The following is a 20,911-nucleotide window of genomic DNA, read 5'->3' on the forward strand; positions in this document are numbered from 1 at the left end:
CGCCCCAGTTCAGCCGACGTAGGACCGGACGGCGCGCCCCTCCCGAAGGGTGAGCCCCCACCAGGCGAGCTGGTCCAGCAGCACGGCGGCGGCCTTGGCGGTGCCGTCCTCGTCATGCGGGCGCCCTTCGTCGTCGAACCGCTCCCAGGCCATGTGGAAGCTGACGGTGTCGCGCAGGGTGACGGCGTGCAGCTCGGCGAAGACCTGCCGCAACTGCTCCACGGCCCGCTGCCCGCCGGCCATCCCGCCGTACGACACGAACCCGACCGGCTTGGCCCGCCACTCCCGGTAGACGTAGTCGATGGCGAGCTTGAGGGCGGCGGGGTAGCCGTGGTTGTACTCGGGCGTGATGACGACGAACCCGTCGAGCCCTCCGATCCGCCGGGCGAGGGCCGGGGCGTCGGACTCTTCGAGGGTGAGCTTGAGCTCGTCGGCGAGCACGGGTTCGGACAGATCGATGACGTGCGTCTCCATGTCGTCCCGCCGTCCGATCTCGGACAGGAACCACCGGGACACCCTGTCGGCGAACCGCCCGGGCCGAACACTGCCGATGAGCACACCGATCTTGAGAGGCGCGTGGGACATGGGTTCCTCGTTTCTCGTCGCGGGGAGCCGGCCCGCTCACCGTGATGGCCGTGACCGACACGAGAAACCTAGAAACTCAACTTAACTTGAGGTCAAGCGGCCCACGGCGGCCCCCGCCACCCCGGACCCACCAAACCCCGCCCTGACCAGCGGAAACAAGAAAACTCCCAAGACCGATCGAGCATCCGCTAGGCTAGTCGCCGGATCTTCCACGATCCGCGCCTTCGTAGCTCAGGGGATAGAGCACCGCTCTCCTAAAGCGGGTGTCGCAGGTTCGAATCCTGCCGGGGGCACCAGCCAAAAGGCCCCGGACCGATCATGGTCCGGGGCCTTTGACATCCACTTCTGACATCAACGGCGTCGGTCACTGACGACCGGGACGCCTCCGCAGCAGCCGATCCATGTGGCTCATGGCCTCGCGCTGCGTGTCCTGCACGACGTGCGTGTAGACGTCCATGGTGATGCTGATCTGCGAGTGGCCCAGGATCTCCATCACGACACGGGGCGCGACCCCGGCCGCCGTAAGGAGAGTCGCGGTGCCGTGGCGAGCATCGTGCAGGCGGATCACGCGGAGGCCGGCGGACCGGGCGACGCGCGTGAAGGAGCGGTAGACGTTCCGCGGCTCGACCGGGCGACCGGTCCGGGTGGTGAAGACGTAGGCGGACTCCTGCCAGGTCTCCCCCGCTCTCGCCCGAGCCGCCGCCTGCCGCATGCGGTGCCAGCGCAGCGGCGCGATGCAGAGCGCGGGCAGCGGGATAGCACGGCGACGACGGCTCTTGGGATCGTCGTCGTACAGCACGCCCCGGCGGCGCTGCGTCTGCTGGCGGACGTACAGCACGCGGTGGTCGAGGTCGACGTCCGACCAACGCAGGCCGACGATCTCCCCCCGACGAAGGCCCATAGCGAGGGCGAGCACGAAGGCCGCGTAGAGCGGGTCCTTTCGGGAGGCCGCTAGGAAGTCGAGCGTCTCGTCCAGGCTCCAGGGCTTCAGCTCGCGGTTGTCGGTGCGAGGAGGCTCGACGAGCTTGGCGACGTTGCGCGTGATCAGTTCCTCGCGGCACGCGGAGGACAGTGCCGAACGCAGCACACGGTGTGCCTCCTTGGCCGTCGCCGCGGTGGTCTTCTCCTCCAGGCGGACGAGGAAGCGGCGCACGTCGGTGACGCCCAGTGATTCGAGCCGCTTCGTGCCGAGCATCGGCACCAGGTAGAGCCGGACGTGCGCCTCGTACTTGTCGTACGTGCTGAGCTTGCGGCGAGGCTTGATGACGTTGTCCAGCCAGTACGGCAGCCACTCGGCGAGACTGGTCGACCGAGTCGGCACGGGCACCCCCTGGTCGACCTTGTCGAGCAGTTCACGGCGCTTGGCATCGCACTCAGCCCAGTTCTTGCCGTAGGCGAACTTGCGGGCGCGGGTGCCGTCCGGCTGGGAGGACGTAGACCGCGCACTGATAGCGGCCGTCCTTGCGCTTGGTGATCGTGCCTGATCCGTTGGGGTTGCGCTTGCGCTGACTGGCCATCAGGCGGCCTCCTCGATCTCGCGGGCGATGAAGTCACGCAGCGCGTCAGCGGGGATGCGGCGGGAACGGCCGACGGTGATGGAGACCAGGCGGCGCGAGCGGATCAGGTCGTAGACCGTGGAGCGGCCGAGCCTGAGCCGCGCCATGACTTCGGGCACGGTCAGCAGCTCCGGGGTGGCGGTGGTCATGCTGCGGCTCCTTCCGAGGCGAGTTGGTCGCGTAGGGCTTCGCGGGCGGTTTCGCGGTTGAACTGCAGGTCGCGGGCGATGGTCGCGGCAAGGACGGATTCACCAGGGGTGTGGCCGTGGCCGGCGTACTGCCAGTCGGCCAGGACCAGGACGGTGTCCGGCTCGCGGTCGTGGTCGTCCAGGCCGAGGGCGGCGTGTTCCTGGGCGGCGCGGTAGTCGGCGCGGGCCTGGCGGAGGGCGCCGAGGGTGGTGGAGTAGCGGCGGGACTTGGAGGAGAAGTGGCCGCGGAAGCCGAGCATGTGCGCCCAGGCCCACAACCGCCGGTCCGGATAGAGCGGATCGAGCAGCTTGCAGGCTTCGATCAGGCGGCGGGTGTGGTCGGGGACGCCGTGGCGGTCGAGTTCGGAGAGTTCGCCGATGCGGCGGTCGAGGGTGCCGGTGTTCTCGGCGGCCTTGGTGGCGTACTTGGCGACGTAGGAGGCGACGGCCTGTTCCGTGATCTCTGACCCGTCGCCGAACGCCTTCACCGGGCGGACGTCGAGCTGGGTGCCCCAGCGGAAGGTGCGGGCCGGTTGGTCTTCGGCGGCCGGGACCGAGACGGAGGTGTACGAGTGGCTGGCAGCGGCGTGGATCGCGTCGGCGAGGAGGTCGACCGTGGCCCAGGCGGGCGGCGGCGTGTCGGGGCCGTCCGGGCCGTCGAGGCGGATCACGGCGTGGAAGTGCAGGGCGCCGCGCTTCTGGAACTCGGCGACCTTGCCGTAGGAGACGCGGAGGTGGTCGGCGAGTTCGCGGCGGGTGAGGCCGGCGCGGGCGGCTATCTCGCGGCGGAGCCGGGTGGTGAAGCGCTGCCAGAGCTGTCCGGCGTGATTGTTGAACAGCACCGCGCCCGCGTAGTCGTACGTCTCCGGGTCGAGGGCGGTGCCCAAGGCCGGGTCGTCGGCGGCATGGCCTGTGCCGCAGCGGCAGATACCTCGGTCGGGCCGGTTGTGGACCGGGCCGAAGGAGGGTGCGGTGAGGGTGGCGAAGACGCGGGGGTGGTCGCGGACGGTGGCGGGGATGTCGCGGCGGTCGTCACCGGCGAGCCCGGCGCGGATGAGGTGGTAGGTGTCGCCTGCGTAGGTCCAGGCGCAGGACGGGCAGCGGGAGGCCCGGCGGTTGCCGCAGGCGAGGCGGAGCCGTCCGCCGGGCTCGTGTTTGGTGGAGTAGTGGTGCAGGGTCTCGCCGGTCGTCTTGTCCTTGGTCAGGGTCCAGCCGGTCAGGTGGATGGGGTCGGAGCAGCCGCCGGTGCGGCAGATCTGGTCTTCCCAGCGGTGGTAGTCGGAGGCCGAAGCCACCCTCAGCACGTCGCCGAGGGTGGTCGGGTCGAGCAGCGTCTCAGGCACGGGCGCCCTCCCGCGTACGGCGGGCGGGGACGGTGCCGAGGCCGTCGCAGGCCGGGCAGTGGGCGGTGATGGTCCGCAGGTGGCCGTGTCGGTCGCGGCCGCCGAGGGTGATGGCGACGGAGCCGAAGCCGTCGCAGTTCGAGCAGATCCGGGCGTTGCCGGTGGCGGCCGGGGTGGAGCCGGTCATGATGGGGGTTCCTTCCGGTTCAGTGGATCGGACAGGGGACGGCGCCCGGGCGGCGGAGACTTGGCGGTTGAGGCCGCCCGGGGGCCGGTCAGCGTCGCTTGGCCTCGGATGCGAGGAGCGAGCGCAGGACGACGGCGCAGACGGCGACCGAGGCGCCGGTGATGGCGACCGCCAGGAGCAGGGAGACCAGGACGGCGCCGACGACCAGGACGACGGCGGTGCCGCCGCCGACGAGGGCGAGCGCGGTACCGGGCGTGAGCTGGACGGTGGGGCGAGAGCGGGCGGGTTGCGTCGGGTAGGCCGGCGGGGTGTGCGAGCCCGGGACGATGGCAGTCGGCGCGACCACGGAGGGCGGCGTGACGCGGCCGGTCGGGGTGGGCATGGTCGGGATCTTCGGGCGGAACATCAGTGGTTCTCCTTTCGGGCGCGGGTCACTTGATGAAGGTCTCGATGGCGGGGGCCAGGACGCTGTCGGCGAGGAGGAAGCCGCCGAGCAGGAGCACCGCGATGAGCCAGGCGGGCGGGCGGATGAGCTTGACGCCGAGGTAGCCGACGACGAGCAGGGCGAACCAGAGCGGGACATCCATGGCGGTCTCCTAGCGGACCTTGCAGCGGTGGGTGCGGGCGGCGAGCTGGGCGGCGGACTGGCTGGAGTAGTCGGCGGACCAGCCGCAGCCGTCCGAGCTGCACACGGCGGCGTGCTTGGTGGTGCCGTGGCGGTCGCGGTGGGTGCCGATCTGCACCGGGCCGATCCGCATCACGGAGTGGAAGAAGTCGCGGGTGGGCATGTCAGTCGGTCTCCGTTCGGGTCAGGTTCGGGTCGGGGAAGGCGGCGCGGATACCGGCGGCGGTGGCCGGGTCGGTGGTGAGGCGGGCGGCCTCCTCGGCGAGCAGGTGGGCGAGGAAGGGCCGGTTGGTGGTGGCCATTTCGCGGGCGGCGTCGAGGTGGTCGGCGGCGGTCAGGTTGGCCGGGTCGACGAGCACGAGGTGTCTCCCTTCGGATCAGGCGAGCTGGGCGGCTATGGCGTCGGCCAGCTGGGGCGGGACGCCGAGGCGGGCGCGCAAGGTGTCGGTGTCGATGGGCGATCCCGTACGCGCCTGGTGGTCGTCGGCGACCTTGCGGGCGTGGTCGACGAGCGCGGCCGGGACCGGCGGAGCCGTGACAGGAGGAATCGGAGCGGGCTCGGCGGCGGGAAGCTCCGGGGTGTCGTCGGCGGCCGGGACGGGCTCAGGCTCCGGGGCGGGCGTGGGCACGGGCTCGGGTGCCGGTTCGGGGTCCGGGACCGTAGGCGCCGGCGGTTCCGGGACCTGCTCTGCGGCGGAGTGGGCCAGGAGCGTCCCACCCATGAACGCGAGCGCCGGCCACGCCGCGACGAGGATGCGCAGCCATGCCGGAACCTGGTCCAGGTCGAGCAGACCGGCCGTGGCCACGTTGGCGCCCAGCGAGGCGAACAGCGCGGTGATGAACCAGCACCAAGCCAGCCGTGAAGGACCGTCCGTCCGCAGTCGGCGCCACGCGGCTACCAGGAGAAGGTCGACGCTGATCGGGTAGGCCCATGCCTTCCAGCCGTCCTGTCCGGCAGCGGCGGCGAGGTCGTGGAGGTGGGCGAAGGACAGGGCCCCGGCGATGACGGCCTGGACCAGGACCGCGTCGACGCGAAGAGCGGGGCGGGCCATCACGAGCTCCCTTCTGGGATGAGGCATGGCGGGGGTAGGGACCTGGCGCGAGGCGGTCGCGCCGACCGGTTGGGGCGGGAGGGTCAGGCCGTGACGGGGGCTGTCTTGGACAGCGGCACGCGAGGAGCGGGCGGCGCGGCTGCGGCAGGCCGGAAAGGCGCCAGGACGGGCAGCGCGGGCGTGCGGTCGGCGTGCTTGTTGCAGACGTTCACGGCTTGGCGCAGGGAGGTGTGCGGGGCGCGGATGCGGTGCCAGCCTCCGGTGGAGTCACCGGCGATGGCGACGCCACGCAGCTCGGCGGGGATCTGGATGGCGGCCAGGACGGCGTCCGGGGAGATGTCGCCGAAGGCCATGTTCGCGGAGGTCTCGTCGTTGACGCGGTGTGCGGTGCGGCCGGTGAGCTGGGCACGGAGCATGGTGATGCCCTTGCCGAGTTCGGAGCCGAAGCGCTGGCCGCAGATCTCCAGGTAGATGCCGGCCGCGCGGCCGAGCTGGGCGAGGCGGACCAGGGCGGTGATGATGCGGTCCCGCCGCTTCTCCTCTTCCTTGTTGGCGAACAGGGCCAGCTCGGCGACCTCGTCCACCAGGACCACGACCGGGACCGGGCGCAGTTCCTCGGGCAGATCCCAGATGTCGGCGGCAATGTCCGCGTCCGGTACAGCGACGCTGGTGCGCTGCTCGGCCCGGATCAGTTGGTAGACCCCCTGCATGTGGTCGACGAGCGCGTCGAGCAGTTCGGCGGCGGTGTCGGGGTTGTCGGCGAGCGCGGAGAACCGGTGTGCCAGCGGAAAGAGTTCCACTCCCTGCTTGCAGTCGATGCCGACCAGGGCAACATCCATCGGGGCGAGCCCGGCGACCAGGTTGCGCTGATACACGGACTTGCCGGACTCCGTGGCCCCGAGGGTGAGGGCGTGCGGGACGGCGCGGTAGTCGCGGTAGTGCACCGAGCCGTCTTCCCGCAGGGCGACCGGCACCCGCATGGGGCGGGCGTCTGCCTTGGCGGGCATCTGCACGCGCTTGAGCACGTCATAGCCGGTCATCCGCAGCTCTACGACGCCGGACCGCACTTCCCGGGAGGTGACGCCGTACATCGAGAAGGAGTGCCGCAACCGGTCGGAAGCCGCCGCGACGTCGAAGGCGTCCTGCCCCGGGCGAAGCTTGAGTCGCAGGACGAGCCCTGTACGGGTCGGGCGTAACCGAAGGATGCGCGGCACCCGGGAGTCAGGCACCGGCCGGTCGGCGATCCGGGCGAGGGCGAGGCGCCAGCGCGAGGGCGGAACGGTCAGCCCGCAGGCGTCCATGACCGAGGCGTACCGGATCAGGACCCGGAGCGCCGCGAGGGTGACCCCGAAGGTCAGCCAGTACCAGGCGGGGCGCCGCCACCGCAGGAGACCCGCAGCGGCGACGACCAGCACCAGGGCGACCGTGAACGCGGCCATGATCAGGCCGCCTTGGGCTTCGCCGCAGCATCGGCGAGCGAGGTGACGGCGACCGCGCGGAACGCGATGCCGTGCCGCTTCTGCCCGTTGAACTCGTTCTCCCACGGACGGGCGACCAGGCCGGTGAGAGCGACCGGGGTCCCCATGGCCAGCTCGGCGGAGATGCCCGGCTCCGGGACGGTGATGGAGAGGATCTCCACCTCGTCGTTGGCCGCGAACATCACGTCGACGGTCATCATCGTCGCGCCGGTCTCGGCGTCGGTGGCGATCTCGCCCGTACGGCGGTCCTTGACCTTGGGCTGCGGGGCCTTGGCGACCATCACGGTGGCGTTGGCGGTGTCGACGGGAATCTGGCGCACAGCAGATCACTCCTACATAGAGGCTGGACTCTGTCACTCATGTATATGAGTGACATGAAGAAGAGTGCATCACTCCTATACATGAGTCAACCCGCCGCGAAAACGAACTCGCGACGGGCTGTGGGCAGTTGAGCGGCCGTCAGTCTGCTGCCGGGATCCGATACTCGAAAACGAACTGGTCAGCGGCCATGAGCGTGTCGCAGACCTCGACGACCAGGCCCTCGGTCGTACGGGCCTCCCGGATCAGATGAACCAGGGGCGCACCAGGACTGAGCGCCAGCTCGGACGCCTCTGCCTTGGAGGCCGGACGCGCTTGCAGCGTCTCGACGAACTCGGCGAACTCATGCCCGGCCTCTTCGAGTCGGGCGTAGATGCCACCGCCACCGGGGTTCTCGGCGAACAGCTCCGGGATCTCCTTGACGACGTCCCACGGCAGGTACGACGTCGCGGTCTCGACCGGCGTGCCGTTGCGGAAGTAGAGACGCCGGCGGGCGAGGACCTGAGTGCCAACGGGCACGCCCAGACGGCGGGCGGCATCCTCAGGGGCCTCCATCGGCCCGACGTAGAGGACGCTCACCTTGGCAGAGGCGCCGGACTGCTCGGACTCCGCGAGATACGCGGCCTTACCCCCCTGACGGAGAGAGCGCCGGAAGCGATCGGAGGAGCGGTGCCGCACGGGCGGCCGGTCCTTCACGATGGAGCCCTTGCCGTGCCGGGTCTCGACGAGGCCGCTCGCGCGCACCTCGACCATGGCCTTACGGATGGTGCCGCCAGAGACGCCGTAGCGGTCGACCAACTCGGACTCACTCGGCACCATGTCGCCAGGTTCGAGGACGCCTGCCCGGATCTGCTGAACGATCTCGTTCGCGATCTGCACGTACCGAGGTACGGCCTTGTCTCCTCCTACCGCGGTTCCCATAGTCCTTCTCTTCCTCCTATGCTCCTATACATGAGTCAATCACAGGAGGCAAGGCAGGCACCATCGCTGCACTCGGTATCCGTGGCCGGAGCCGTGGTGCGCGAGGACGGGCGCCTCCTGGCGATCCGCCGCGCCGACAACGGCACTTGGGAGCTCCCCGGCGGCGTACTCGAACTCGAAGAGACCCCTGAAGCGGGCGTCGCCCGCGAGGTCCTGGAGGAGACAGGCGTCCAGGTCGAGGTGGACGAACTCACCGGCGTCTACAAGAACACGACCCGAGGCATCGTGGCACTGGTCTTCCGCTGCAAGCCATCCGGCGGCGAGGAACGGACGTCCGACGAGTCGACGGCGGTTGCATGGCTCACGCCTGACGAGGTGGCGGAGCGCATGTCCGAGGTCTTCGCGATCAGGCTCTTGGATGCCTTGGACGGCAACGGACCCCACGTACGGAGCCACGACGGCCGGCACCTCATCACAGCGGGATAAGACTTTCTCTACTTCATCAAGCCCCGGCTGCGCTCCGCTCCGCCGGGCGCGCTTTCCGGCTCCGCTGCGGGCGACGCTCCTGCCTCCGGCCCGCTCCGCCCGCGCTGCGCCGACGCGCGCCCACACGTGGGTAGGACCGGTGGCCATGAGTCGATCACGGCACGGCGCGGCCACGGATAGAACGATGCCTCCGGCGGGGGATCGGCCGGCACCGGGATGGAGGGGCGCCGTTCGCGGCCGCGGGTCCGTAGGGGCGTGCGCGGGAGCTCCCATCCCGCACACCATCGACCCAGGCAGAGCCGAGCAGACGCGGCCCCTGGCGTCCAGGTCGTTCGTACAGTGGCGCGCTCCACCTGGACGCCAGGAACCACGCCTGCTCCACGGTGTGTGGGTCGACGGCGTACGGGATGGGAGCCGGGGAGAGTGGTGGGTGAGGTAGCAGCAGGTCCGCAGAGGATCTACGGGCGGGCGTACAGAGCCCATGCAGTCAGGTGTCCCGGGACCTTGAGTCTTCTCACAGCGAGGTAGGGTCCCACCACACTTCAGCAGATGGGGGCCCGGTGGCACAGACGATGGCATCTCCCCGGCGTCGGATACGCGCCGTGGTCGCTCTGGCCGGCGTGATGGCTGTTGGGGCTGTGCTGTGGGCGCGGCCCTTTGAGTGGTTTCGCACTCCGCCGCGGCCATTGCCCGAGGTACTGCACAGTTTTGGGCTCAAGATTCCCGAAGGTGCCCATGACGTGTCGTACAAGGACTTCGGTGCCTACCAGGGGGACGAAGCGATGTTCCGCTTCACCGTCACGAAGCAGCAGCTCACGCAGTTCACCTCAACGCTGCGGACTGGATCGGATGGGCCGGTCAAGCTCGAGGAGAAGGGATTTCGCTACATCGACACCGAAGTCGTGAAGAGGGCCGGGTGGCATCTTGACCAGCTGAGCAAGTACTCAAGCGCCTATGCGTATTCAGGTGAGAGTGGCAATTACTACGGCGGGCAGGTCTCGGTGCTCGTCGATGAGCGCGAAGGTCCCTCACGTCTGGTGGTCTACCTCTGGGCGCTCAAGTCGTCGTGAGCGTCTGACATCAACGGTTGACACCAACAGCGGCGAACGCAACCGCACGCAAGCGGCCCCCAACGGGCGATAAACCGTCGACAGGCCAGGAACCATCCACCCCCCAGGGCTCCGCGATCGACCTGATAAGGATGAGGCCAGACCTCAAAGCTTTGACCTCGTACGGGCGCCGTCCTCGCTGTTAGGCGACGCCCGTCGCCTTGACTCGGTCATTGAAACTCCAGCCCACAGCCGCTACACCGACCGGGCGGGCAGGCACCCTTGAAGGATGGCGTGAGCACCTGAAAGGGTCGTCGCTCTGTTGAACGTTCATGAATCGATCGGGAGACGCGCGTGGGGTCCGAACCCCTGGGTTCCGCCGTACCCGGTGAGACGGAGCGCGCACGCCCCAGAAGGAGTCCCACTGATGCGAGTCAGACTTTCTCTCCCACGTGACGCCGACATGCCGACGCGGCCGCGGTTGCTGCCGTTGTCCTCGGTGATGGTCATGGTCGTGGCCGTGCTGACGGCCGCCTGTTCAGCGCAGGGCGGTGGCGGGGAGGCCGAAGGGGATTGCGCGATCGTGGCCACGTATGGGGACCGTACCTATACGGAGGTGGCCAACGTCGACTTCCGGATAGGCGACGCACTCGGCACCGCCGAGTTCCCGCCCTGCAACGACACACCGAGCGTCGACGACGATACGGCAGGGCACGAAGCGACGGCCTATGCCGTCGACGGCTTGGATCCACGTATCGCCATCGCGATGCGGTACACCCCGGACGAGGTCATGCTGCTCGCCATCCAAGCCGGTGGCAGCCTTCCTCCGGAGGTCAAGAACCTGACCAGGCACTAGCCTCGCCGTCCCCAAGTGAAACGGCGAGGTTAGCCAGCCACTTTGGCGCGAGCCTCGAAGGTCATGGCCCCAACGTCGTGCTTTACCGGGCAGGTCCACAGACTGCCCGACGCGCCGGAAGCTTACGGGGCGATGATCACTCGCGCCAAAGCAGCTCCCGGCCAAAGTCGCTCCGCCGACCCTTGTGCGCACCACCGCTCTATTGAACTGAACGCTCTGAGCACTGCATTAAGCAACGCAACTTCACCAAGCGACTCCCTTGTCAAGATCATCAAGAGTGTCCTAAGATCCCGCCGGATACACGAACTAGGCCACATCGAAACTTCACTGGAGGGGGAATCGTGACAAACAGGCGTGCGGTAACGGCGATTACATCCGCAATTGCGGCAGTCGCTCTCGTGCCTCTCGCAGCGTCACCCGCTGAAGCTGCGACGAGTTCGGAATGCACCACCACGGGGGCTTATGGATACTGGTGGGGGGAATGGGCGGATCCGACGCGTATTGACCCGCTTGACCTCTACGTATGGGACCAGGCCGCGGATGGTCATCATGTCGGCGTGCGACTCCAGACCATTAATGGAAACGGAACGCTGAAGTCGTGGTCTTGGCATGAGATTTATGGCGGAAAAGGCGATGGTGGCGCCTGGCACACCTATGCGGATGACGCAAACTTGATCACGCAAGCACGTGTCCAGGTTGCTGTGATGGAAGGTGACGCCATCGTTCGGTCTTGCGTTGGTCCCTGGCGCAACTACTGAGCTAGAAGCAAAAGGGCGGAAAGCCCCGCTGCGGTCAGCAGTGAAGTACAGCAACTACCTCAACCGGCCTCGTCCGGTAGCGTCCTCACTCGGGCAAAGTGGGACGGGTGTGACCGTCAGTGACCGATACATCCAGAGCTACGGACCAGAAGGCTTCTGACATCCACGGCTGACATCAACGACGCCGGACGGGGGCGTACACCAACGTCTCCGTCCGGCCGTCGCACCAATCGCCGACAGCAGCCGGAGCAGGCTCGGATCGAACTCCTAAAGCGGGTGTCGCAGGTTCGAATCCTGCCGGGGGCACAGAGCAAAGGGCCAGCTCAGGAGGGTTTCCCTCCCAGGCTGGCCCTTCGTCGTGTTCGTGGTTGTGCCACACGCCTGCCACCACTGCCATGCGGTCGGCAGAGACGTCGAGCGGGTGCGACCTTTGGTCCAATTGCTCAGCTGCACCTTGTGCCAGGCGGCGGTGAGGGGCCTCAGCCACACGCTGGTGATCGCTTTGTTGGCACTTACGCGTTCATCAGATCCTTCGACTTCGCGCGGTGGCGACCCTTCGGTAGAGCCGTCTTGGCTGTCAGCCCTCGGGACTGCCACGCGTTGTCACGGAGCTTGAACAGGGCCCAGTAGCGGGTGGGGCACAGGAGCACGATGTTCATGAAGACGGCCGTCGGAGTTCCGACGAGCCACGAGCGCCACCGCTGGCGCGTGGTCATGTCCGGACGCATGAGTACGTACAGACCTGACTGGCCGTACCGGACCACGAGGTAGACCCCGAGGTAGACCAGGGCCACGCCGGGGTTGTGGTAGCGGCCGCCCAGGGTCATCAGCGTCATCACGAGAGTCCAGGCCAGCATCACGGGGGTGATGACAAGCTGGAGCAGACCAAAGGTTGGCGATATGAGTTGCTTCAGGGACAGCCGGGAGTAGACGAACGGCAGCATCCACCACCACGACCGAGCCCAGCGGAGACGCTGACGGTAGGTCTTCTTCAGCGTGGTCGGCATGTCGGTGATCACGCCGGCCTCGTTGACGGCCACGACCTCACCGCGCATGAGGGCTCGCAGCGCCAGCCAGCGATCGTCGCCCGTTCCGCACTCCACCTCGTAGGCGTCCAAGTGGTCGTAGAGCAGCTCGGCGCGGTAGAGAGCAAGTGCGCCCGAGGTGGTTTCCAGCGCTCCGAGCATGGAACGCGAGGACCGCATCATCACGCACGAGGTGCCGATGTCGATGTCTGCGGCCCTGGAGACCCAGGTCTCCTCGAAGTTGCGGATGTAGATCATCCCGGTGGTTGCCTGGATCTTCGGATTGCTCATGGCCCGCAGCTGCTGCTCCAGCGCATCCGGGAAGGGCTCGCCGTCCGAGTCGATGGTGAGAACGAAGTCGAAGTGCTTGCCCTGCGCCTGAAGATGGCGGAGCACCGTGACTTGCGCTCCACGCTTGCCCTTGTTCTCCTGCCGGTGCCAGAAGACCTGGGGGTGTTCGAAGGGCTCCACGGGGTATTGCTTGGAGCCGTCATCGATGACGTGGATCTCGTCGACCGGATGTGTCTGGGCCAGCAGCGACCACACCGTTCGGTGCAGGTTTTCCGTGGGCTCCTCGAAAGCGGGGATGATCGCCACCGTTCGGCCAGGAGCCACGGGCAGGTGCGTGAAGGACCGGCCTTTCAGGAACGAGACCAGGCAGAGCACGATCACCATCATGCCCAGCCACCAGTAGAACGTCAGGATCGGGCTCTTGGACTGGAGGTGCACCACCACGGTGGCAGCGGCCAGAGCCGCCACCACCACAGCGGTCACCACGGAGAATCTGGCCCGTGATGAAGTGCTCAAGCGGTCACCCGCTTACCGCGGGTCGCCAGGCGGAAGACCGCCACGCCGCCGATCACAAAGAGCATGGCCCCCAGCACGATCCACCCCAGAGCTGTGCCGCCCGTAGCGGCCAATGCTGCTCCCCCCGTGGCTGTACCGATCGCGGCACCCACACCGTTCTGTCCGTACATGTTTGCCTCTTTCCCGGGCGTCAGAGACGTCCGGCGTCGTCGCGGGCCGGCATGACACCGCGTATGTCCAGCACATGGGCCGCCTCGTCGGCGACCTTCGTGACGGCGAGTACGTCGTGGGCCGTCACCGGTCCCACGGCGTCCTGGTTCTCGACCGGGATGGGGTCTCGTTCCCTCATCCCCGTCTTCCGGATGGAGTCCGGGCGTTCGCGACGCCCTTCTGATTCCCCGGCGACGGCCGTAGCTGCCAGCCGTGAAGCTCGACGGCACGCCACTGTCCGTGCACACGCCTGGCTACGGCGTTGCTCTATGCGTGCTCTAGAGCCGCTCGACGTGCGGGGCGGCCGCCATGACGCCACGTGTGTCCAACACGTACGCCGCCTCGGCGGCGACCTGGGTGAGATCGAACTCGCCGTGCGGGGTGAGCAGGAGGACCGCATCGAAGTCGGCGACGCTCATGCCGTTCCCCGCGGTGGCAAAGGGAATCTCCCTGGAGCCGCCGTCCGGCAGGTAGGGGTCTACGACAGTGACGTCGGCTCCCATAGTGCGCAACCGGTCGATGACCTGGACGGCCGGCGACTGGCGGGCGTCCGCGGTGCCCGGCTTGTATGCGGCACCCAGGGCGAGGATGCGAGCGCCGTGCACGCTGCGGCGGAAGCGGCGGCTGAGCGAGTCCTGCAATCGGCGCACCACGTAGTCGGGCTGACTTTCGTTGATGTCCTGAGCCAGCTCAATGAGCCGGAAGGTCTGCCCGTGCCGTGCTTTGACGTGATGGCTGAGGTAGACAGGGTCGATGGGCAGGCAGTGCCCGCCGACGCCCGGTCCAGGCAGGAACTTGGTGAACCCGAACGGCTTGGTCGCGGCCAACTCCAGGGTGTGCCACACGTCCACGCCAAGTGTGTGAGCCATCCGGGAGAGCTCGTTGACCAGGGCGATGTTGACATGCCGGTAGGTGTTCTCGAACACCTTGGCCAGCTCAGCCTCTTCCAGCCCCGATGCCGGGACGGTGACTTCGGTGACCGAGTCGTAGAAGGCCTTCACCTGGCGCAGGCAGGCATCCGTGAGCCCGGCGACGATCTTGGGCGTGTTCTCCAACCGCCAGTCCGCGTTGCCGGGATCGATGCGCTCGGGGCTGAAGCCGACATGAAAGTCCTGCCCGGCGACCAGGCCCGAGCCCTCCTCCAGCAATGGGATGAGCACCTCGCGCGTGGTGCCTGGATGCGTGGTCGACTCAAGCACCACGGAGGCACCCGGCTCCAGCCACTCAGCCAGCACGCCGCCGGCCTCTCGTACGCAACTGAGGTCCGGCGCACGGTCGGTCAGCGGCGTCGGCACGGTGATGACCGCAACGTCGAAGCCCTTGAGGTCTTTCGGATCCGAGCTGGCGGTGTAGGCGCCCGAACGTTGCACTTGTCGCAGGCGGGTGGAGTCGATGTCCTCGATGTAGGACGATCCGGCGGCCAGCTTCTCGCAGCGCTTCCGGTCGGGTTCGTAGCCGGTCACGGTGTGTCCGGCCTCGGCGGCCCTCAGGGCCAGGGGCAGGCCGACGTAGCCCTGCCCGAGCACACAAACATGCATGGTGGTTTCCTCCCCTTGAAACCAGTCCACGGACATGCGCGAACTGGCTGACGGCGCCCCTGAATTGCGACCTGCCTGTCCCTGAAGCAGGCAGTCGCGGCGTCGGATACTGCATGAAGCGGTGTGGGAGCGTCGGACTGAACATCCGGTTGCAGCAAACGTCTGCGTCGACCATCACCGCGTCACCGACCTGCCCAGGCCCCCTGCCTGAACGTGCACAAACTATGGTCGGTGATCTTCACAAAACCCCCTAATTTGCGGATCTCAAGAGTTCAGCAACAACCCGCTAGGCGGAACCCTCTTTGCCGATTCAAAACCTGTGAATCGCCCCTGAGGCCACCCGACAGCGTGGTGCCGAGTCGTCAGAACGCTTCCATTGAAGGGACATCGCAGCGATTGCGATGCGACCCCGGCTCGCCCTGAGGCATCTCGACAGCCGTCAGCCGCCCACGGCTTTGCGGCTACTGGCACCCCGGACCACCTTGAAAGGATCTTCACACTTCCCCCCGTCCTTGCTTGGTCAAGACTTCAAGGAATCACCGCCAAGTGGAAGGCCTGTTTCCATATCGCGACATTGAGGCCGATGCACTCGCGAACAGCGCGCGCCTCTGCGCGCGCCCCCATACCACCGCTCACATCTTCGCGCCGGGCACCTGAGGTTTCCCCAAGTCCCGGACTTAGGGACGCCTATTGGGCTGTGCTGTGTGTGGGCTCGGGTTCCCCCGTCGGGTCCGTCTGGCAGCAGCGCAGTTTGCCGATTCTGGGGGAATGATCCCCAGCGAGGCGAGCGCACCATAACCGCACCAGATCCTGCGGGGAGTGCCTCGGGTGATCGCAGCTTCCCAAGCTGATGGCTCCGAAGCTGTCGGCACGGGCCTGCCCTGCGGCTTGCACTGGTCCGCGAGCACAACGGTCACGCATCTCAAGCTCATCGGGGCGTTGCGCACTAGTCTCCGACCATGGCGAGCACGACATGCGGATGGTGCGGACGGCTGGCTCACAGTGGCGAGTGCGAAGATCGCGATCCGTCAAATGAGGGGTAGCCGTGGGTACCTGGGACATCGGTCCGTTCGACAACGATACGGCCGCAGACTTCGCCAACGACCTGGACGACGCCGCTGAGGGAGAGCGCGAACGTCTCGTCCGCGGGGCGCTGATGCGCGCCGTCGACAACCATGACTATCTGGAGGCGCCCGACGCCGAGGAGGCCGTAGCCGCTGCCGCCTTGATCGCCGCCCAGTGTCCGGGCGGCGAACCGGTCAGCCTCCACTACGGCCCGGAAAAGCCCATACCGAGGATGTCGGCGGACGTCAGGCGATTGGCCGCCGAGGCCCTGGACCGAGTCCTCGCCGACAAGTCCGAGCTGTCCGACCTCTGGGGAGCGGAAGAGGGCGGACGCTGGCGCGGCAGCGTTGCGCACCTGCGCCGGCTGCTCGATCCGGCATCGGGGGCGCAGGGAGACGCGCTGTTCGAGGTGTGACGCGTTCCAGCTACGACCACGCGCTCGGCTCTGGCTGCTTCGCTCGACGGCAATGACGTCCACTGCTGACATCAGCGTGGCCGGACGGCCACGTATGAACGAGGTGCCCAGGCAGCTCCATATGTTCGGCCTCGGATCCGGAGCGCCGCCAGTTGCGCACCGGACTGCCCTCGCGACCTCGCCGCGGTTCTCACGTAGACGGACCCGGACACGGGCTGCCTGCCCTCGCTGCCGTACGCGGCGCCTCCTGGCGGCTCAGTCGTCGGAGTGCCGGTGCCCTCCCTTTCCTTCCTTGCCGTCGTCGTGCTTGCCTGGCTTTTCGCCGCCCTTGTCACCACCGTGCTCCGGCCCGGGTGCCGTCCTGGCGGACGGAACGGCAGGCGATGGGGTCGTGGCCGGGGGCCCATCGGCGGGGGTCGATGCGGTGCGCGTGGGTGAGGGGGAGGTCGGAGACGGAGGCGCCGTGGCTCCGGAATTCAGCGATGCTCCGAGGGCCGCGGCCCCGGCGAACAGCGCGAGGCCGGCGCCGGCGAGAACGGCTTTGGAGGCCGGCTTGCGGCGACCGCTGGGGCGGGAGTGCGTGCCGGCGCGGGAATCACCGGCGTGCGGGGGCAGCGGCGAGGGGACGGCCGAGGTGGGCATGAGGGTGGTGCCGTCGTGCTCGGCCGGTCGTGGTGTCCCGTCCCGCGCGGCGAGCCAGTCGGCCGCCTGCTCGGCGGTAGGCCGGTGGGCCGGGTCCTTCGCGAGCATCCGCAGCACGTAGTCGGAGAGCGGCCGCGGGATGCCGGGGCGCAGGTGGTCGGGCTGTGCCGGTGTGGCACTGACGTGCTGCTGGACCACGGCCAGTGACGTGGCTCCCCTGAACGGAGGCCGCCCGGTGAGCAGTTCGTACAGGACGCAGCCGAGGGAGTAGACGTCGGACGCCGGCTGCGCGGGACGGCCCAACGCGCGTTCCGGAGCCAGGTAGTCGGCGGTCCCGATGATCTTGCCCGTGGCGGTCAGGTTGCTGGCGGCCTCCTCGGCGAAGCGTGCGATGCCGAAGTCGGCGATCTTCACCGTGCGGTCGGTGGTCAGCATGACGTTGGCGGGTTTGACGTCCCGGTGGACCACTCCCTGGCGGTGTGCCGCGGAGAGGCCGGCGGCCGCCTGGGCCGCGATGGCTGCCGCCTCGGCCGGGGCCAGGGCGCCGCGCAGGGAGCGTTCCTGGGCCAGGTTCCAGCCGTCGACGAGTTCCATGACCAGATGGGGCTGGTCATGGTGCGAGCCGAAGTCGTACATGCCCACGACGTTGGGGTGGTTGAGCCGGGCCGCGATCCGCGCCTCCAGGCGGAACCGCTCGGCGTCCGTCCCTTCCTCGGCGTGCAGCAGTTTGACGGCCACGGGTCGCCCGAGGAGGTGGTCGCAGGCCCGCCACACCTCGCCCATCGCGCCGCGTCCCAGCAGCTCCTGCAACTCGTAGCGGTCCGCCAGCAGACCCTGCACACGTACCCCGATCATCGCGTTGCTCGTGGTTCCCCGAGGCCCAGATGGTTCGGTTCGAGGGCGTTCGGGTCCCGGTCGACCGGCCGACGCACTCTCGCTCGGACCGGGCGCCGGGGTGCGCAGGGGGCGGGCAGACGACGGGGGGTTCACCTGCCTGTCCCTCATTGCGCGACCACCCGCCCGGACTGGGGTGCGAGCAGGTGCCACGAGGCCCCTGGGTCCTGAGCCCACTTCTACAGCGATCCGGAGTCCCTGGCCGTCACACCCCGGGGGCGCCCGGTGCCACACGGCTCTCCTCGCGCGCGGGCAGGCAGGGGCAGGCCCGGCACGGGGGAACCGAACCTGCCCCCCCGCACGTCGGCGCCTCGTTGGTCGTCGTCAGCAGCCCGGGTACGGCCATGGACACCGTGTCACAAGGGTCGATCCCCTCCCCCGGAGAGGTGCCCGCCCCCCTCCGCTCGGATTCACGCGACGGACCTGCCCTCCGGCCGCGTAGAGCAGACGACGGACTCACCCGAGGAGGGGACGGCACAGTGACAGCGACTGCACTCAAGGGGGCACTGCGGGGTGCCAGGGGTACGGCGATCGCGGCGGCGGCGATGGCCGTGCTGACCGCGTCGCAGGCGCCGGGGGCGGTGTCGGCCGAGGCCGCGGAGCCCGCGCGGAGGGCGGCACCCGCCGAGTACGGGCTCGGTGTGTCCGGCGACACCCCGTACCGCACCGAGCTCCCCCCGCTGCGGACGCGGAAGAAGGGCTCGGAGCAGGGAGCGACGGACGGCGGCGCGCTGCCCGCGAGCGTGTTCGCCGCGTACCGGCGTGCCGAGGAGGAGCTGGCACGCAGCGCGCCGCGCTGCCGGCTGCGCTGGCAGCTGCTGGCCGCGATCGGCCAGGTGGAGTCCGGGCACGCACGGGGCGGCAGGGTGACCCGGGACGGTACGACCGTGACACCCGTCCTCGGCCCGCGGCTGGCCGGCGGCGCCTACGCCGTCGTACGGGACACCGACGGCGGCGCGTACGACGGGGACACGGTGTACGACCGCGCGGTGGGCCCGATGCAGTTCATCCCGTCCACCTGGGCCCGCTGGGGAGCGGACGGCAACGGCGACGGACGGGCGGACCCGGACAACGTCTACGACGCGGCGCTCGCCGCCGGCCGCTACCTGTGCGCCGGCGGCCGGGACCTGGCGAACCCGGCCGACCTGGACCGGGCGATCCTGGGCTACAACCACTCGGACGCCTATCTGAGCACCGTCAAGGCGTGGTACGCGTACTACCTGACCGGACACCGCGTGGTGCCGGACGTGTCCAGCGGATCTGGGTCGGGGCGGCCGAAGCCGTCCCGCTCGGAAAAGCCGAAGCCCTCGTCGCCGAAGTCGCCGAAGTCGCCGGACGACCGGAAGCCGGGCCCTGGTCCTTCGCACGCGTCGTCGCCGCCGCCTCCCTCGCCCTCCCCCAGCCCGTCCCCCGAGGCCGGCGTCCCCGAGGAGTCCGGGACGCCGCTCGTTCCCGTCCCCGAACCCACCCTCACACCGCCCGGCGTCGGCGTGCTGCGCGACGCGGGGCCGCTGACCACGGGCAACGACTGAGACATGAGGGGTGTCTCCCCCTCCACAACGGCCACTACCCGGGGGTAATGTCGCCACCCGCCGGATGCACAGGACCGGCGGGTGAGTGCGAAGGGGCCCTCATGGCGACGGACATGCCGGCGGACACAGCGGCCGCCGACGAGCGTTGGCAGCACATGTGGAGCCACCGTGAGCAGCTGCTCAAGGTGGCCCGGCGGCGGTCCATGAGCCAGGAGGACGCCGAGGACGCCGTCCACGAGGCGATGCTGCGGGCCGCGGAGCGCCCGGAGCTCGACGACGAGCGGCTCGGCGCCTGGCTGACGACGGTGACGATGCGGCTGTGCGTCGACCGGCACCGGCAGGTCAGCCGGGAGGCCGAGGTGGGGACCCGCCCCACACTCGTCGCGCCTGGCCCGGTACCCGTCGAGGAGGCGGTGTGCGACCGGGCTGAGGCGAAGTGGCTCGCCGTGCGCAGCGGTGAGCTGCCGGCCCGGCAGGCGGAGGCACTTCGGCTCAGGTCCCAGGACCTGGACGTGAGCCAGGTCGCGGTGCGGATGGGGCTCAGCTACCGGACCGTCGAGTCGCTGCTCGCCCGGGCCCGGCGGACGCTGCGCGCCTCGCTGGCCGGGACGCTCGGGCTGGTGTTGTTCCTGATCGGGCGCGGGCGGCTGCGCGGGGGCGTCAACGCGCAGGCGGTCGTGGTCACTTCGACGGCGGTGACCCTGGCGGTGGCGGGGTTCGTGCTGCCGTACGCACTCGACGCGGGCGGAAGCGGGAACGGTCCGACGCCACGCCCGGCCCTGCCCGGCGACGTGCAGATCGTGGGCAGCGAAGCCGCGGGCCGGGGGCGTGCCGCGAGAACGCCCACCCCCTCGCCCTCCGTGCCCGGGGTCTGGGGCGGGACGCCCTCGCCCACCGGGTCCCTGCCGGTGCCGTCCCTGCCGGACGTGTCCGCGTCCCTGCTCCCGGAGCTGTCGGCGCCGCAGGTACCCGAGGTCCCGAAGGTGCTCGAGGTGCCGCAGGTACCGGGGGTGCCGGCGGTCCCGAAGGTGCCCGACGTGCCCGACGTGCCCACCGTGCCGAAGGTGCCCGACGTGCCCACGGTGCCGAAGGTGCCCGAGGTCCCGAAGGTCCCGGGCCTGTCGACCGCCGTGCCGGACCTGCCCACGACGTCGGCCGCCTCGTCGGTCCCGTCGCTTCCCCCGGCCACGGCCGTACCGGCCGCTCCGCTCTCCGTCCCCGCTCCGGGAACGCCTTCGCCACAGCTGCCGTAGCCCCCTTAGGCCCCGTACGCCCCGTACGCCCCGTACACGCGTCCGCAAAAAATCCTTCGTCCGCCGCGACGGACACCCGTCCCCTCCCCGTAGAGCAGATGTCGGAGCTGCTCCACGGACGAAGGGTG

23 protein-coding genes, 1 tRNA gene and 1 pseudogene are annotated in these 20,911 nt (G+C 69.1%); 8 read left to right on the forward strand and 17 right to left on the reverse strand.

From position 1 onward, the window contains the following. Window positions 1–9 precede the first annotated feature (9 nt). Window positions 10–585 (reverse strand): NAD(P)H-dependent oxidoreductase, encoded by a 576-nt coding sequence (locus tag ABZ899_RS05445; RefSeq protein ID WP_361341053.1) that lies wholly within the window; start codon window positions 583–585, stop codon window positions 10–12. A gap of 220 nt (window positions 586–805) precedes the next feature. On the opposite strand from ABZ899_RS05445, the gene ABZ899_RS05450 reads away from it, so the two are divergent. Then, a tRNA-Arg gene (locus ABZ899_RS05450) sits at window positions 806–881 on the forward strand. 68 nt (window positions 882–949) lie between these two features. On the opposite strand, the pseudogene ABZ899_RS05455 reads toward ABZ899_RS05450, so the two are convergent. From ABZ899_RS05455 to ABZ899_RS05510, 12 genes and pseudogenes are all read right to left on the reverse strand, one after another. Continuing rightward, window positions 950–2,102: pseudogene (locus ABZ899_RS05455) on the reverse strand (site-specific integrase). After that, window positions 2,102–2,290 carry a helix-turn-helix domain-containing protein gene (locus ABZ899_RS05460; RefSeq protein ID WP_361341055.1) on the reverse strand — a complete coding sequence of 63 codons (189 nt, stop codon included), beginning with the start codon at window positions 2,288–2,290 and terminating at the stop codon, window positions 2,102–2,104. Before ABZ899_RS05460 ends, ABZ899_RS05455 begins: the two are co-directional and overlap by 1 nt. Beyond that, window positions 2,287–3,672: a replication initiator protein RepSA gene (gene repSA, locus ABZ899_RS05465; protein WP_361341057.1), complete on the reverse strand. Its 1,386-nt coding sequence runs from the start codon at window positions 3,670–3,672 to the stop codon at window positions 2,287–2,289. The genes ABZ899_RS05460 and repSA overlap by 4 nt, the downstream gene beginning before the upstream one ends. Then, window positions 3,665–3,859: a hypothetical protein gene (locus ABZ899_RS05470; RefSeq protein ID WP_151786107.1), complete on the reverse strand. Its 195-nt coding sequence runs from the start codon at window positions 3,857–3,859 to the stop codon at window positions 3,665–3,667. The genes repSA and ABZ899_RS05470 overlap by 8 nt, the downstream gene beginning before the upstream one ends. Window positions 3,860–3,947: 88 nt before the next feature. Next, complete coding sequence (locus ABZ899_RS05475) at window positions 3,948–4,265, reverse strand: SpdD-like protein (RefSeq protein WP_361341060.1); 318 nt, start codon at window positions 4,263–4,265, stop codon at window positions 3,948–3,950. 25 nt (window positions 4,266–4,290) lie between these two features. Further along, the gene (locus tag ABZ899_RS05480) at window positions 4,291–4,446 is read right to left on the reverse strand and encodes a hypothetical protein (protein WP_333754589.1); all 156 of its coding nucleotides are present in this window, start codon (window positions 4,444–4,446) and stop codon (window positions 4,291–4,293) included. 9 nt (window positions 4,447–4,455) lie between these two features. Next, window positions 4,456–4,647 carry a mobile element transfer protein gene (locus tag ABZ899_RS05485; protein WP_361341062.1) on the reverse strand — a complete coding sequence of 64 codons (192 nt, stop codon included), beginning with the start codon at window positions 4,645–4,647 and terminating at the stop codon, window positions 4,456–4,458. 1 nt (window position 4,648) lies between these two features. Continuing rightward, window positions 4,649–4,843, reverse strand: a complete 195-nt coding sequence (locus tag ABZ899_RS05490) for a hypothetical protein (protein WP_361341065.1) — start codon at window positions 4,841–4,843, stop codon at window positions 4,649–4,651. 18 nt (window positions 4,844–4,861) lie between these two features. After that, window positions 4,862–5,536 carry a DUF2637 domain-containing protein gene (locus tag ABZ899_RS05495; RefSeq protein WP_361341068.1) on the reverse strand — a complete coding sequence of 225 codons (675 nt, stop codon included), beginning with the start codon at window positions 5,534–5,536 and terminating at the stop codon, window positions 4,862–4,864. An 83-nt stretch (window positions 5,537–5,619) separates the two neighbouring features. Continuing rightward, entirely contained in the window at window positions 5,620–6,975 is a 1,356-nt protein-coding gene (locus ABZ899_RS05500) for an FtsK/SpoIIIE domain-containing protein (RefSeq protein ID WP_361341071.1), read from the reverse strand. A 2-nt stretch (window positions 6,976–6,977) separates the two neighbouring features. Continuing rightward, on the reverse strand, window positions 6,978–7,334 hold the full coding sequence (locus ABZ899_RS05505) for a hypothetical protein (RefSeq protein WP_115507966.1): 357 nt from the start codon (window positions 7,332–7,334) through the stop codon (window positions 6,978–6,980). A gap of 139 nt (window positions 7,335–7,473) precedes the next feature. Then, window positions 7,474–8,253 (reverse strand): GntR family transcriptional regulator, encoded by a 780-nt coding sequence (locus tag ABZ899_RS05510; RefSeq protein ID WP_361341074.1) that lies wholly within the window; start codon window positions 8,251–8,253, stop codon window positions 7,474–7,476. Between the two features lie 18 nt (window positions 8,254–8,271). Between ABZ899_RS05510 and ABZ899_RS05515 the strand changes: the two genes are divergently transcribed. The 4 genes from ABZ899_RS05515 to ABZ899_RS05530 all read left to right on the forward strand — a co-directional run bounded on the left by ABZ899_RS05515 (window position 8,272) and on the right by ABZ899_RS05530 (window position 11,402). Next, complete coding sequence (locus ABZ899_RS05515) at window positions 8,272–8,739, forward strand: NUDIX domain-containing protein (protein WP_361341076.1); 468 nt, start codon at window positions 8,272–8,274, stop codon at window positions 8,737–8,739. A 602-nt stretch (window positions 8,740–9,341) separates the two neighbouring features. Continuing rightward, entirely contained in the window at window positions 9,342–9,809 is a 468-nt protein-coding gene (locus ABZ899_RS05520; RefSeq protein WP_361341079.1) for a hypothetical protein, read from the forward strand. A gap of 406 nt (window positions 9,810–10,215) precedes the next feature. Continuing rightward, window positions 10,216–10,644 carry a DUF6281 family protein gene (locus ABZ899_RS05525; RefSeq protein ID WP_361341081.1) on the forward strand — a complete coding sequence of 143 codons (429 nt, stop codon included), beginning with the start codon at window positions 10,216–10,218 and terminating at the stop codon, window positions 10,642–10,644. A gap of 557 nt (window positions 10,645–11,201) precedes the next feature. Next, a complete protein-coding gene (locus tag ABZ899_RS05530; protein WP_361341084.1) occupies window positions 11,202–11,402 on the forward strand; it encodes a hypothetical protein in 201 nt (66 codons plus the stop codon). Window positions 11,403–11,914: 512 nt separating this feature from the next. Here ABZ899_RS05530 and ABZ899_RS05535 read toward each other — a convergent pair. From ABZ899_RS05535 to ABZ899_RS05545, 3 genes are all read right to left on the reverse strand, one after another. Continuing rightward, entirely contained in the window at window positions 11,915–13,201 is a 1,287-nt protein-coding gene (locus tag ABZ899_RS05535; RefSeq protein WP_361341086.1) for a glycosyltransferase, read from the reverse strand. A gap of 223 nt (window positions 13,202–13,424) precedes the next feature. After that, a complete protein-coding gene (locus ABZ899_RS05540) occupies window positions 13,425–13,583 on the reverse strand; it encodes a hypothetical protein (RefSeq protein WP_361341087.1) in 159 nt (52 codons plus the stop codon). Between the two features lie 139 nt (window positions 13,584–13,722). Further along, the gene (locus tag ABZ899_RS05545) at window positions 13,723–14,982 is read right to left on the reverse strand and encodes a nucleotide sugar dehydrogenase (RefSeq protein ID WP_361341564.1); all 1,260 of its coding nucleotides are present in this window, start codon (window positions 14,980–14,982) and stop codon (window positions 13,723–13,725) included. 1,045 nt (window positions 14,983–16,027) lie between these two features. Between ABZ899_RS05545 and ABZ899_RS05550 the strand changes: the two genes are divergently transcribed. Continuing rightward, window positions 16,028–16,462 carry a DUF4259 domain-containing protein gene (locus ABZ899_RS05550; RefSeq protein ID WP_361341089.1) on the forward strand — a complete coding sequence of 145 codons (435 nt, stop codon included), beginning with the start codon at window positions 16,028–16,030 and terminating at the stop codon, window positions 16,460–16,462. A 255-nt stretch (window positions 16,463–16,717) separates the two neighbouring features. Here the strand turns inward: ABZ899_RS05550 and ABZ899_RS05555 are convergent, their stop codons facing one another. Continuing rightward, window positions 16,718–17,959, reverse strand: coding sequence for a protein kinase (locus ABZ899_RS05555; protein ID WP_361341092.1), 1,242 nt, complete (start codon window positions 17,957–17,959; stop codon window positions 16,718–16,720). 584 nt (window positions 17,960–18,543) lie between these two features. On the opposite strand from ABZ899_RS05555, the gene ABZ899_RS05560 reads away from it, so the two are divergent. Both ABZ899_RS05560 and ABZ899_RS05565 read left to right on the forward strand, forming a co-directional pair. Continuing rightward, window positions 18,544–19,530 (forward strand): lytic transglycosylase domain-containing protein, encoded by a 987-nt coding sequence (locus ABZ899_RS05560; RefSeq protein ID WP_361341567.1) that lies wholly within the window; start codon window positions 18,544–18,546, stop codon window positions 19,528–19,530. Between the two features lie 101 nt (window positions 19,531–19,631). After that, the gene (locus ABZ899_RS05565) at window positions 19,632–20,783 is read left to right on the forward strand and encodes a sigma-70 family RNA polymerase sigma factor (protein WP_361341095.1); all 1,152 of its coding nucleotides are present in this window, start codon (window positions 19,632–19,634) and stop codon (window positions 20,781–20,783) included. Window positions 20,784–20,911: the final 128 nt, after the last annotated feature.

This window comes from Streptomyces sp. NPDC046859, from assembly GCF_040645135.1.
Classification (GTDB): domain Bacteria; phylum Actinomycetota; class Actinomycetes; order Streptomycetales; family Streptomycetaceae; genus Streptomyces.